The 13921-nt window shown below is 64.4% G+C and carries 9 protein-coding genes; all 9 read left to right on the plus strand.

Translation table 11 applies throughout. The features are described from left to right. Positions 1 to 63: 63 nt before the first annotated feature. Positions 64 to 777, plus strand: coding sequence for a hypothetical protein (locus IB235_RS04255; protein WP_225612033.1), 714 nt, complete (start codon positions 64 to 66; stop codon positions 775 to 777). Next, positions 777 to 5309 carry a glutamate synthase large subunit gene (gene gltB, locus IB235_RS04260; RefSeq protein WP_192335759.1) on the plus strand — a complete coding sequence of 1511 codons (4533 nt, stop codon included), beginning with the start codon at positions 777 to 779 and terminating at the stop codon, positions 5307 to 5309. The genes IB235_RS04255 and gltB overlap by 1 nt, the downstream gene beginning before the upstream one ends. Before the next feature lie 282 nt (positions 5310 to 5591). Beyond that, the gene (locus IB235_RS04265) at positions 5592 to 6479 is read left to right on the plus strand and encodes a cation diffusion facilitator family transporter (RefSeq protein WP_192335760.1); all 888 of its coding nucleotides are present in this window, start codon (positions 5592 to 5594) and stop codon (positions 6477 to 6479) included. 64 nt (positions 6480 to 6543) lie between these two features. Beyond that, the gene (locus tag IB235_RS04270) at positions 6544 to 8346 is read left to right on the plus strand and encodes an ATP-binding protein (protein WP_192335761.1); all 1803 of its coding nucleotides are present in this window, start codon (positions 6544 to 6546) and stop codon (positions 8344 to 8346) included. Further along, positions 8343 to 9686 (plus strand): sigma-54 dependent transcriptional regulator, encoded by a 1344-nt coding sequence (locus IB235_RS04275; protein WP_192335762.1) that lies wholly within the window; start codon positions 8343 to 8345, stop codon positions 9684 to 9686. Before IB235_RS04270 ends, IB235_RS04275 begins: the two co-directional genes overlap by 4 nt. A gap of 180 nt (positions 9687 to 9866) precedes the next feature. Beyond that, positions 9867 to 10841: a tripartite tricarboxylate transporter substrate-binding protein gene (locus IB235_RS04280; RefSeq protein WP_192335763.1), complete on the plus strand. Its 975-nt coding sequence runs from the start codon at positions 9867 to 9869 to the stop codon at positions 10839 to 10841. Between the two features lie 57 nt (positions 10842 to 10898). Next, positions 10899 to 11360, plus strand: a complete 462-nt coding sequence (locus IB235_RS04285; RefSeq protein WP_192335764.1) for a tripartite tricarboxylate transporter TctB family protein — start codon at positions 10899 to 10901, stop codon at positions 11358 to 11360. A 10-nt stretch (positions 11361 to 11370) separates the two neighbouring features. Further along, a complete protein-coding gene (locus IB235_RS04290) occupies positions 11371 to 12879 on the plus strand; it encodes a tripartite tricarboxylate transporter permease (RefSeq protein ID WP_192335766.1) in 1509 nt (502 codons plus the stop codon). 22 nt (positions 12880 to 12901) lie between these two features. After that, the gene (locus tag IB235_RS04295; protein ID WP_155038352.1) at positions 12902 to 13867 is read left to right on the plus strand and encodes a tripartite tricarboxylate transporter substrate binding protein; all 966 of its coding nucleotides are present in this window, start codon (positions 12902 to 12904) and stop codon (positions 13865 to 13867) included. The last annotated feature ends 54 nt before the right edge of the window (positions 13868 to 13921 follow it).

The following is a 13921-nucleotide window of genomic DNA, read 5'->3' on the forward strand; positions in this document are numbered from 1 at the left end:
ACAGGCTGTACACCGCGCGTAGACCGGCAGCGCGCGTTGCATGTTGCGCGCGGGATTGCAGGAATGGCAGCCTTGCTGACCTTTTCTGCCCTGCCCGTCATGGCGGCGAACTTCACGCCGCCGCAAGGCTGCAAGCTGGAGGTCACGGTGCAGAATCGCGGCTGCACGGTCTCGCAGCATTATCGCTGCAGCGCGGATGCTCCGGGCGATCAATGGGTGGTCTACTTCACCCCGGACGGGCCGACCTACCAGTCCCGCATCGACCGCGAGACTCGCTGGATGGAAAGCACCGACCTGAACACCGGTCTGGTCGACACGCTGGAGGAAGGGGCGAGGGATGACGCGTCATTCTCGACCCTGACCAAGACCGGCGCGGATGAATTCGATTTCTGGACGCGCTCGAACAATGGCGAGCGGCTGCACCATGTCGGCCGCGACGAGCTGACCGGCGACAAGGTCGATATCGACGGGGTCGAGCTGGAAATCACCAAGTTCCGGCTGAGCACCTACAGCGAGTCCGGCGACGAGCTGATCAAGCGCGAGGGGCAGCAATTCATCAGCCGCGCGCAAGGCCGCTTTTACGGTGGCGTCGAGACCTCCAGCGATTGGACCGGCGCCAGCGAGAATACCAATGACAGTCCGGTAAGCTTTGCCTTTCCGGGACAGCCCGGATTTGGCGAGACCAAGCCGGAATATGATTGCGACCTGCAGATGGTCCGGGGTGGAAAGCCCGATCTGCTCAGGCAGCTTATGATCTTGAAGGAGGCACGGACGTGATGGACTGGGAACAACAGGAACAGGCCCGCCGCGACTGGATGGCGGAGAACTCGCTTTACCGTGCCGAGGACGAGCATTCGTCCTGTGGCGTCGGTCTGGTGGTCAGCCTTGACGGCAAGGCCAGCCGCAAGGTGGTCGAAAGCGGCATTGGCGCGCTGAAGGCGATCTGGCACCGCGGTGCGGTCGATGCCGACGGCAAGACCGGCGACGGCGCCGGCATCCATGTGCAGATCCCCGTCCCCTTCTTCTACGATCAGGTTCGCCGCACCGGGCATGAGCCCGACCAGTCCAAGCTGATCGCCGTGGGTCAGGTCTTCTTGCCGCGCACGAACTTCGCGCAGCAGGAATCCTGCCGGACCATCGTGGAATCCGAAGTCCTGCGCATGGGCCATTACATCTATGGCTGGCGCCACGTTCCGGTGAACACCGCCGTTCTGGGCGAAAAGGCCAATGCCACCCGCCCCGAGATCGAGCAGATCCTGATCCGCTGCGAAAAGGACATCGATCACGAGCAGTTCGAGCGCGAGCTGTACATCATCCGTCGCCGGATCGAGAAAGCCGCCATCGCAGCCCAGATCGCAGGGCTGTATTTCGCGTCGCTGTCCTGCCGCTCGATCATCTACAAGGGCATGATGCTGGCCGAGCAGGTTGCGGAATTCTATCCCGACCTGAAAGACGAGCGCTTTGAATCGGCCTTTGCCATCTATCACCAGCGCTATTCTACCAACACCTTCCCGCAGTGGTGGTTGGCGCAGCCCTTCCGCATGCTGGCCCATAACGGCGAGATCAACACGCTGAAGGGCAACACCAACTGGATGAAAAGCCACGAAATCCGCATGGCCAGCCGCACGTTTGGCGAGATGGCCGAGGATATCAAGCCGATCATCCCGGCAGGATCGTCGGATTCGGCGGCGCTGGACGCGGTGTTCGAAGTCATGGTGCGCTCGGGCCGCTCGGCCCCGATGACCAAGACCATGCTGGTCCCGGAAGCATGGTCGAAAGCCACGACCGACATGCCCAAGGTCTGGGCCGACATGTATGCCTATTGCAACGCCGTGATGGAGCCGTGGGACGGCCCCGCCGCCCTTGCGATGACCGATGGCCGCTGGGTATGCGGCGGTCTGGACCGCAACGGCCTGCGTCCGCTGCGCTACGTCATCACCGGCGACAACCTGCTGATCGCGGGCTCGGAAGCTGGCATGGTTCCGGTCAATGAGACCACCGTGCGCGAAAAAGGCGCGCTTGGGCCGGGCCAGATGATCGCCGTCGACATGAAAGAGGGCCGCCTTTACCACGACCGCGCCATCAAGGACCGCCTGGCCAACAGCCAGCCCTTTGGCGAATGGCTGGAAAAGGTCGTGCAACTGTCCGAGGTGATGAAGGACCTGCCCGAGCAGGTGGTCTTCCACGCCGACGAATTGCGCCGTCGCCAGATCGCCGCCGGTTACACGATCGAAGAAATCGAATCGATGCTGACCCCGATGGCCGAGGACGGCAAAGAGGCTCTGGCCTCGATGGGTGACGACACGCCGCCTGCGGTGCTGTCGGGCCAGTATCGTCCGATGTCGCATTTCTTCCGCCAGAACTTCAGCCAGGTCACCAACCCGCCGATCGACAGCTTGCGCGAAACCCGCGTGATGAGCCTGAAGACGCGGTTCGGCAACCTCAAGAACGTGCTGGATGAATCCTCGGCCCAGACCGAGATTCTGGTGCTGGAAAGCCCCTTCGTCGCCAATGGCGAATTCGCCGAGATGACCAAGCTGTTCGGCGAGACGGTAACGCAGATCGACTGCACCTTTGCCGATGGCGCCGGCCCCGAGGCAATGGGCGAAGCCCTTGCCCGCATCCGCGCCGAGGCCGAGGATGCCGTGCGCTCTGGTGCGGGCCATCTGGTCCTGACCGACGAAAAACTGGGGCCGGACCGCATCGGCCTGCCGATGATCCTTGCCACCAGCGCCGTGCATAGCGGGCTGACCCGCAAGGGCCTGCGCACCTTCTGTTCGCTGAACGTGCGTTCGGCCGAATGCGTCGACCCGCATTACTTCGCGGTGCTGATCGGCTGCGGCGCGACCACGGTGAACCCCTATCTGGCACAGGACACCATTGCCGACCGCATCGAGCGCGGCCTGCTGACCGGCAGCCTGATCGAGAACATGCGCAACTATCGCGAGGCGATCGACGCGGGCCTGCTCAAGATCATGGCCAAGATGGGCATCTCGGTCCTGTCCTCCTATCGCGGCGGCCTGAACTTCGAGGCGGTGGGCCTGTCCCGCGCCATGGTCGCGGAATATTTCCCCGGCATGCAGTCGCGGATTTCCGGCATCGGTCTGCACGGGTTGCAGGCCAAGCTGGAGGGCATCCACGCCAAGGGCTTCGACACCGGAGCGACCGAGTTGCTGCCGGTTGGCGGCTTCTACAAGGCGCGTCGCTCGGGCGAGAAGCATGCATGGGAAGCCAACACCATGCGTCTGCTGCAACTGGCCTGCGAAAAGGCGTCCTATGACGTCTGGAAGCAGTTCACGGCAACCATGCGGGCAAACCCGCCGATCCACCTGCGCGACCTTCTGGACATCAAGGCGCTTGGCAAGCCGGTGCCGCTGGAAGAAGTCGAATCGATCACCTCGATCCGCAAGCGCTTCGTGACGCCGGGCATGTCGCTGGGGGCGCTGTCCCCCGAGGCGCATATGACGCTGAACATCGCCATGAACCGCATCGGTGCGAAATCCGACAGCGGCGAAGGCGGCGAGGACCCGGCACACAGCCACCCGCTGCCGAATGGCGACAACCCCTGCGCCAAGATCAAGCAGGTGGCCTCGGGTCGTTTCGGCGTCACCGCCGAATACCTGAACGCCTGCGAAGAGCTGGAGATCAAGGTCGCCCAAGGTGCGAAACCCGGCGAGGGTGGCCAGCTGCCCGGCATGAAGGTCACCGACCTGATCGCCCGGCTGCGCCACTCGACCAAGGGCGTCACGCTGATCTCGCCGCCGCCGCATCACGACATCTATTCGATCGAGGATCTGGCGCAGCTGATCTATGACCTGAAGCAGATCAACCCGCGCGCCAAGATCACGGTGAAGCTGGTGGCAAGCTCGGGCGTCGGCACGATTGCGGCCGGGGTGGCCAAGGCGAAAGCCGACATCATCCTGATCTCGGGGCACAATGGCGGCACGGGTGCCAGCCCAGCCACCTCGATCAAATATGCCGGTCTTCCGTGGGAGATGGGCCTGACCGAGGCGCATCAGGTTCTGGCGATGAACCGCCTGCGCGACCGCGTGACCTTGCGCACCGATGGCGGTCTGCGGACCGGCCGCGACATCGTCATGGCGGCGATGATGGGGGCCGAGGAATATGGCATCGGCACCGCCGCACTGATCGCCATGGGCTGCATCATGGTCCGTCAGTGCCAGTCGAACACCTGCCCGGTGGGCGTCTGCACCCAGGACGAAAAGCTGCGCGCCATGTTCAACGGCTCGGCGGACAAGGTGGTCAACCTGATCACCTTCTACGCCACGGAAGTGCGCGAGATCCTCGCCAGCATCGGCGCCCGTTCGCTCGACGAGATCATCGGTCGGGCCGATCTGCTCACGCAGGTCAGCCGTGGTGACAAGTCGCTCGATGACCTCGACCTGAACCCGCTGCTGATCACCGTGGATGGTTCGGAAAAGATCGTCTACGACCGCTCGAAACCGCGCAATGCCGTGCCGGACACGCTGGATGCCGAAATCATCCGCGACGCCAGCCGCTTCTTCTCGGATGGCGAAAAGATGCAGCTGTCCTATGCGGTCAGGAACACCCTGCGGACGGTCGGCACGCGGACCTCGTCGATGATCGTGCAGACCTTTGGCATGCGCAACAACCTGCAACCCGACCACCTGACGGTGCGGCTGACGGGTTCGGCGGGCCAGTCGCTGGGGGCGTTTGCAGCACCGGGCCTCAAGATCGAGGTCTCGGGCGATGCCAACGACTATGTCGGCAAGGGCCTGTCGGGCGGCACCATCGTCGTGCGCCCGCCGATGGCAAGCCCGCTGACCGCGGCCGAGAACACAATCATCGGCAATACCGTGCTTTACGGTGCGACCGATGGCTACCTGTTCGCGGCAGGCCGTGCGGGTGAGCGTTTCGGGGTGCGCAACTCGGGCGCAAAAGTGGTGATCGAGGGCTGCGGCTCGAACGGTTGCGAATACATGACCGGCGGCGTCGCCGTGATCCTTGGCCGCATCGGCGCCAACTTCGGCGCGGGCATGACCGGGGGCATGGGCTATCTCTACGACCCCGAAGGCATGGCCCGCGATTACATCAACGCCGAGACGCTGATCCTGTGTCCCGTCACCCAATCGCATTGGGAGGACGAGCTGAAGGGTCTGATCGAGCGCCACTTCAAGGAAACCAACTCGCGCCGGGCGGGCGAGATCCTGCAGAACTGGGCCGAGGAAAAGGCCAATTTCCTGCAGGTCTGCCCCAAGGAAATGCTGCCGCACCTGAAGCATCCCATCGCGGATGTCGAGGATCTGGCGGCGGTCCCGGCAGAGTAAGCGATAACAGGGAGGAAACGGGGGCCAAGCGGTCCCCGTTTCTTTTTCTCGCTCACCGCAGCGCGCGTTTGACCGGCGACCGAGCTTGCTGGGGTATTTGAAAAACGAAGAAAGCGCTCGCAGCATTGAGGAATTCACCGTTTCTCAAATACCCAAACCGCCGAAGGCGGCACTGAGCGTGAAAAAAGCGCCATCGCCCCAAGAAATCGCGGCAGGCGGTTGGCCCGACGCGCGCAAGCCGTTAAAACGCCGCTTCCATGGATTCGAGCTAGGGAATCGCGCATGTCCGCGACCGTAAGAATCGCAACTGGCAGCATCTTCGTCGGACTGGTCGTCCTCGCCCTCAAGGCTTTGTCCTGGTGGCTGACCGGCTCGATCGCGTTGCTGTCGGATGCGCTGGAAAGCACAGTGAATGTCGCGACTGCCGTCGCCGCATTGATCGCCATCCGCGTGGCCGCGCGCCCCGCCGACCGCGAGCATCCTTACGGCCATCACAAGGCCGAGTTCTTCAGCGCCGTGCTGGAGGGGGTGATGATCATTGTCGCCGCCCTGCTGATCATGCGCGAGGCCGTGCATGGATTTTTCAATCCGCGCGTGCTGGATGCTCCGCTGGAGGGGCTGCTAATCAACATCGCCGCCAGCGTGATCAATGGCTGGTGGTGCTGGGTGTTGATCCGTGGTGGCAGGCAGCTCAGATCGCCGGCACTGGTCGCCGATGGGCATCACCTGCTTTCGGACGTGATTTCCTCGGGCGGCGTCGTCATTGGGGTGGCGCTGGCGGTCATCACCGGCTGGTCGGTGCTGGACCCGGCACTGGCGGCGCTGGTCGCGGTGAATATCCTGTGGTCGGGATGGCGGGTGATGAAATCCTCGCTCTCCGGGCTGATGGACGAGGCCGTGTCCGAGGACATGATGGAGAAGATCCGCAGCACCATCTCGGATGAGGCGACCGGCGCGATCGAGGCGCATGACCTGCGCACCCGCCATGCTGGCCCGAAGACCTTCATCGATTTTCATCTGGTCGTCGACGGCCAGACCACCGTCGATCAGGCGCATGACATCTGCGACCGGGTCGAGCGGGCGCTGAAAGGCCATTTGCCCGGCGCGCTGATCACGATCCACGTGGAACCCGAACACAAGGCCAAGCATTCCGGCGTGCTGGTGATCTGACGGCATCATTGCGCGGCACCGGCCCGCCTGTCACATTCCCTTCCGAGGATGAGGAGAGTGTGACATGCGGCTGATCTGGCGCGCAGCTTGGGGCGGGGCGGCCTTGGCGCTGATCCTTTGGGTTGGCGCGCAACTGGCCTTTCAGCATTACCTGAGCGCCGGACAAAGCCGGGCCGCCACGGCCTTGCGGCTGACGGTGAACGCGCTTCAGGCCGATCTGGCGCGGTTCGAGGTCGTACCGCAACTGGTCGGCGATCTGGACCTGATCCATCAGCTTGCCGCCGATCCCGGCAATCCCGTCTTGCAGTCGCAGACGAACCAGTGGCTGGCCGAACAGAACCTTGCGGTGCAGGCTTCGGACATCTACCTGATCCTGCCCGACGGCCAGACCATCGCCCATTCCACGCCCGAGGGGCCGCAAAGCTTCATCGGCCAGAATTTCAGCTATCGCCCCTATTTCATCGACGCGATGGCAGGGAGGACGGCACGGTTTTACGGTGTGGGGACGACCTCGGGGGTCAGGGGGTATTATTTCTCGGCCCCGGTCAGGGACGATCTGGGGCGGATCACCGCCGTCGTCGCGGTCAAGATCGGCGTCGACCGGATCGAGCAATCGTGGCGCGGCGGCGAATACCGGGTGCTGGTGAGCGACCCGGATGGGACGGTGTTCCTGTCATCCGAACCGGACTGGCTGTATCACAGCCTGCTGCCGCTGACGCCCGAGCGGCTGGCCCGCAGCGCGGCCTCGCGCCGCTATGCCGAAACGCCGCTGACGGAATTCCCCGTAAGCCGCACGGCCTCGCATGGCGTGCCGATCCTGCGTCTGGCCGATGCGGCGTATATCATCGCCTCGGACGAGATGCCCGATGCGGGCTGGACGGTGCATGTGCTGCTGGACAGCGCCGATCTGCGTGCCGAGGCGCAACTGGCGGTGGCGGGGCTTGTTCTGCTGCTGGCAGCGGCGGGGATCTGCGCGCTGATGTGGCGACAGCGACGGGCGCAGGCGGCGGAACGGCTGGCGCTGGAGCGCTTTGCCCATGCCGAACTTGAACGCCGCGTGGTCGAGCGCACGGCGGCCCTCGCCCGCGCCAACAGCCAGCTGGAACAGGAAATCACCGAGCGCCGCGCCACTGAATCCGAGCTGCGCGCGGCGCAGGCAAGCCTTGTGCAGGTGGGCAAGCTGGCCGCGCTGGGGCAGATGTCGGCCTCGCTGTCCCACGAAATCAACCAGCCCTTGGCGGCGGCACGCAACTATGCCGACAGCGCCGCCATCCTGATCGAGCGCGGCGATTACACCCGTGCGCGCGAAAATATCGGCCAGATTTTGGCGTTGGTCGATCGCATGGCGGCCATCGGCAAGCATCTGCGGCAGGCGGCGAGGAAACCCGATGACGTGCTGGGGGCGGTCGCCCTGCCCCCGCTGCTCGAGGAAACCCGCACCATCGTCGAGGCGCGGCTGACCAGCAGCGGCGCGATGCTGGACTGCCAACTGCCCACCGATCTGCCCAGCCTGCGTGCCGGTCCGACCCGGCTGCAACAGGTGCTGGTGAACTTGATCACCAATGCCGCCGATGCGGTCGAAGGCCAGCCTGACCGCCGCATCACCCTGACCGCCCATGCGGAAAACGGACAGGTGCTGATCCGGGTCCGCGACCGGGGGCCGGGCGTGCCCGAGGCGATCGCCGCGCGGATTTTCGACCCGTTCTTCACCACCAAGGGTATGGGCGCGGGGCTGGGGTTGGGCCTGTCGATCAGCGCCAATATCATCCGCGACCTTGGCGGAGAGATCACCTGCCGCAATGCCGCACCGGGGGCCGAGTTCTGCATCCGCCTGCCCGTGGCCGAACCTGCCGGGGTGGCGGCATGACCGGGCGCGTGCTGCTGGTCGATGATGACGAACAGATGCGCTCATCAACCGCGCAGGCGCTGGAACTGGCGGGATTCGCGGTCGAACCCTTGGCCACCGGGGATGAGGCGCTGGCCTTGGCCGGGCCCGGCTTCGCGGGTGTCGTGGTCAGTGATATCCGGATGCCCGGCATGGACGGGATGACCCTGCTTGGGCGTTTGCACGAGGTCGATCCCGAGATCCCGGTCATTCTTGTCACCGGCCACGCCGAGGTGCCCTTGGCCGTCGAGGCGATCCGCGGCGGGGCCTATGACTTCATCGAAAAACCCTTTGTCGTGCAGGAACTGGCGACCGTCATCCGCCGGGCGCTGGACCATCGCGGGTTGGTCCTTGAAAACCGCCGCCTGCGCGCCGTCGCGGGCAAGCGCGACGATGTCGAGGCTCGGCTTCCGGGCCGCACGCAGGTCATGGTCGATCTGCGCTACCGGCTGCGGGCCATCGGGGCCTCGGACGCGGATGCGCTGATCATTGGCCCGACCGGCGCCGGCAAAGAGGTCGTGGCCCGCGCGCTGCATGATATTTCCGCACGCGCCGGGCGCCCCTTCATCGCCATCAACTGCGCCGCCCTGCCGGAATCACTGATCGAATCGGAACTGTTCGGACATGAGGCCGGGGCCTTTCCCGGCGCGCTGCGGCCGCGCTACGGCAAGTTCGAACATGCGCGCGGCGGCACGGTGCTGCTGGACGAAATCGGCTCGATGCCGCTGGAATTGCAGGCCAAGCTGCTGCGGGTCTTGCAGGAACGGGTGATCACGCGGCTGGGCTCGAACGATCCGGTGCCGCTGGATGTGCGTTTCATTGCCATCAGCAAGGTCGATCTGGCGGCGCTGGTTGCGCAAGGAGCCTTCCGCGAGGACCTGTTCTGGCGGCTGAATGTCGCGGTGCTGCATGTGCCGCCCCTGGCCGCGCGGCGCGAGGATATTCCTTTGCTGTTTCTGCAACTCGTCCGCGAATCCGCCGCGCGCCACAATATCCCCGAACGCGAGGTTCCGGCGGCGCTGCTGTCGGGACTTGCCGCACGGGACTGGCCCGGCAATGTCCGCGAATTGCGCAATCTGGCCGAGCGTTTCGTACTGGGCCTTGAGGGAGCGGAACCCGCCCCTGCCCCCGGTGCGAAGCTTTCCGACCGGGTGGCCGAGTTCGAGCGCGGCTTGATCGCCGGGGCCATCGCCGCGCATGGCGGGCGCTTGCGGCCCGTCTATGAGACGCTCGGGATCTCGCGCAAGACGCTCTATGAAAAGATGCAGAAATACGCGCTGGACCGCCGTCTGATCATCGATGCCGGGGATGAAGGCGGCTGATGGGTGGAAATCCACCCATCGCGGATGACTGATGTTACCCTTTCCACCCATTCCGACTGCAAGCCGCACGAACAGACCCGATCTGCGCGGATTAGCATTTGGTGCAATGGCACGGCACGGCGCAGTCTGAGCCAAGCGGCGGCACAGGGGAGACCGCCGATCATTCCTTGGGAGGGGAAAATGGCTTTCAAGAAGCTTTTCGGCGCGCTGATCGGCGCGACCATGCTGACCGCACCGGCATTCGCGCAGGGCTATCCCGAGCGTCAGATTTCGATGGTGGTGCCGTTCTCGGCGGGAGGGCCGACCGATACCGTGGCGCGTCTGGTCGCGGAAAAGATGTCCGCCGATCTGGGCCAGCAGATCGTCGTGGAAAACGTCGGCGGTGCCGGTGGCACTCTGGGCGCGGGTCAGGTCGCCAAGGCCGATCCCGATGGCTACACCGTGCTGCTGCACCATATCGGCATGGCGACATCGGCCACGCTTTATCGCAACCTGGCCTATGACACGCTGAACGCCTTTGAATATGTGGGCCTTGTGACCGAGGTCCCGATGGTCGTCGTCGCCCGCAAGGATTTCGAGCCCGCGGATTTCAAGGGCTTCATGGATTACGTCAAGGCCAACGGCGACAAGCTGACCTTGGCCAATGCCGGGATTGGTGCTGCCTCGCATCTGTGCGGGATGCTGTTGATGCAGTCGCTGGGCACGCCGCTGGTCACCGTCCCCTATAAGGGCACGGGTCCGGCGATGACGGACCTTCTGGGGGGCCAAGTCGATATCATGTGCGACCAGACCACCAACACCACCCAGCAGATCCAAGGCGGCACGATCAAGGCCTATGCCGTGACCACGCCCGAACGCCTGCCCCTGTTCCCCGACCTGCCCACTGCCAAGGAATCGGGTCTGGACAGCCTGGAATTCGCCATTTGGCACGGCATCTATACCCCCAAGGGCACGCCCGCCGAGGTGAATGAGCGCCTGTCCAAAGCCCTGCAAGCGGCACTTGCCGATGACGGCGTGATCAAGGCCATGGCCGAGCTGGGCACCGCGCCCTCGCCCGCCGCGGATGCCACGCCCGCCGCGCTGAAGGCCAAGCTTGAATCCGAGATCACCCGCTGGAAGCCGGTCATCGACGCCGCCGGCGTCTATGCCGACTGATCCTTCCGGTCCCGCCGCGCTAGCCGCGGCGGGACCTCATCTGACAGGGGGAAGAACATGTCCACGAAACCCAAGGACGGAACCGACATTGCGACGGGGCTGCTGCTGATGGCGGCGGCCCTGTTTTTCGGCTGGCAGACCACCGGGCTGGATATCGGCACGTCGCTGCGCATGGGGCCGGGATATTTCCCGATGGTCCTGTCGGTGCTGCTGTTCGTGCTGGGACTGCTGGTGTTTCTGAAGGCCTTTGGCCGCGAGGGTGAACCCTTCGGCAAGGTCGCGTGGCGCGGCATGGCCTTCATCCTGCCCGCGCCGGTCTTCTTCGGGCTGACGGTGCGGGGCTTGGGTTTTGTCCCGGCGCTGTTTCTGGCCGCGCTGATCGCGGCTCAGGCCTCGCACAGATTGAAGCCGCTGCATGGGCTGGTTCTGGCGGTGGTGGTCACCATCGCCTCGACGCTGATCTTCAGCTACGGCCTTGGCCTGCCCTTCCGCCGCTTCGGCCCCTGGCTGCCATTCTGAGGGGGCGGAAATGGATCTTCTAAACAATCTCGCGCTGGGTTTTTCTGTCGCCTCGTCGCTGGCAAACCTCGCCTTCTGCCTGATCGGCGTCATCCTTGGCACGCTGATCGGTGTGCTTCCCGGCATCGGGGCCACGGCGACCATCGCCATGCTCTTGCCGATCACCTTCCAGCTGGAGCCGGTATCCTCGCTGATCATGCTGGCCGGGATCTATTACGGCGCGCAATATGGCGGCTCGACCACGGCGATCCTGATCAACATGCCGGGCGAAAGCTCATCTGCCGTGACCGCCATCGACGGCTACCAGATGGCGCGGAAGGGCCGCGCGGGAACCGCGCTTGCCACCGCCGCGATCGGGTCGTTCTTTGCCGGAACCGTCGCCACCTTCCTTGTCGCGATCTTTGCGCCGCCCTTGACCACCATCGCGCTGAAATTCGGCGCCGCCGAGTATTTCAGCCTGATGGTCATGGGTCTGGTGATGTCGGTGGCCCTGGCGCATGGCTCGGTCCTGAAGGCCTTGGCCATGGTCGTTCTGGGGCTGCTGCTGGGGCTCGTGGGCACCGACATCTATACCGGCGCGCCACGCTTCACCCTTGGCATCACCCAATATGCGGATGGGCTGAACTTCGTGGCCCTTGCCGTCGGCGTTTTCGGCATCGCCGAGATCCTGCGCAACCTCGAGGATGAGCATGACCGCGAGGTAATGACCAAGAACATCAGCCGTCTGTTCCCCACCCGCGACGAGTTTCGTCAGATGCTCGGCCCGATCCTGCGCGGCACAGCTGTCGGATCGCTCCTTGGCATCCTGCCGGGCGGCGGCGCGATCCTTGCCAGCTTCGCCAGCTATACCGTCGAAAAGAAGCTGTCGAAACACCCCGAGGAATTCGGCAAGGGCGCGTTGGCAGGCGTGGCCGGTCCCGAAAGTGCCAATAACGCGGGCGCGCAGACGAGCTTCATTCCCTTGTTGACTCTGGGCATCCCGGCGAACCCGGTGATGGCGCTGATGATCGGCGCGATGATCATCCAAGGCATCGTGCCGGGGCCGAACGTGGTCAGCGAACAACCGGCCCTGTTCTGGGGCATCATCGCCAGCATGTGGATCGGCAACCTGATGCTGGTGGTCTTGAACCTGCCGCTGATCGGGCTGTGGGTGAAGCTGCTGTCGGTGCCTTATTACATCCTTTTCCCGATCATCATGGCGATGTGCTCGATCGGGGTCTATTCGGTCGCCTCGAACACCTTCGATCTGTATGCTGTCGCCTTCTTCGGGCTGCTCGGCTACCTGATGTCCAAGCTGCGCTGCGAGCCGGCACCCTTGCTGCTGGGCTTCGTCCTTGGACCGCTGCTTGAGGAAAACCTGCGCCGCGCCATGATCCTGTCGCGTGGCGATCCGACCACCTTCATCACCCGCCCGATCAGCGCCACGCTGCTGCTGATGACCGCTGCGGTGCTGGTGCTGGTCTTCCTGCCGCAGATCCGCAAGCGCCGGGACGAGGTCTTCAGCGAGAGCGACGCATGAAAAACCAAAAGGGAGGAAGAACATGACCATAAAACTGACCCGCCGCTTGGCTCTGGGCGCCGCGATGGCGATGGGGCTGGCAGGCGCCGCCAGCGCCGAATTCCCCGATCGCCAGATCACGCTGGTCATCCCCTTCGCCGCCGGAGGCTCGACCGATGTGGTCGGCCGCATCGTCGCCGAACGGATGAGCCAATCCTTGGGCCAACAGATCGTGGTCCAGAATGTCGGCGGCGCGGGCGGCAGTCTGGGCGCGCAGCAAGTGGCCAAGGCTGATCCCGACGGCTACACGATCCTGATGGGTACGGTCGCGACCCATGCTCTGAACCCGCTGATCCTGAAGCAGAAACCCTATGACCCGGTGGCGGATTTCGCGCCGGTGTCCTTGCTGGTGCTGGTCCCGAACGTGCTGGCGGTGAACCCGGAACTGCCGGTGAACTCGGTGCAGGAGCTGATCGATCTGGCGAAGAAAGAGGATCTGTCCTTTGCCTCATCGGGCAATGGCACACCGCTGCATTTGTCGGGCGCGCTGTTCAACTCGATGGCAGGGACCGAGATCGCGCATATCCCCTATAAGGGTTCGGGTCCGGCGCTGACGGACGTGCTGGGCAATCAAGTGCCGATCATCTTTGACAACCTGCCCTCGGCCTCAAGCCATATCACCAGCGGCAAGCTGAAGGCGCTGGGGGTGACGACCAAGGAGCGCGCACCGTCCTTCCCGGATGTCCCGGCCATTGCCGAGACCCTGCCCGGCTATGAGACCTATAGCTGGAACGCGCTTTTCGCCCCCACTGGCACCCCGCCCGAGGCGATCGCCGCGCTGAACAAGGCGGCGCTGGAAGCCATGGCCGATCCTGAGGTTGCCAAACGCATGGGCGAGTTCTCTGCCACCATCGTGGCCTCGTCGCCCGAGGATCTGGGCAAGCATGTCGCCGCCGAGATGGCGAAATGGGAGCCGGTGGTGAAAGCCGCCAATGTCAGCATGGACTGAAACGACGACGCCCGCCTTGTGACAAGCGGGCGCATCCTTCGCGCGGGCCCCTTG

The sequence above is a fragment of the Paracoccus sp. PAR01 genome (assembly GCF_014851995.1).
Classification (GTDB): domain Bacteria; phylum Pseudomonadota; class Alphaproteobacteria; order Rhodobacterales; family Rhodobacteraceae; genus Paracoccus; species Paracoccus litorisediminis.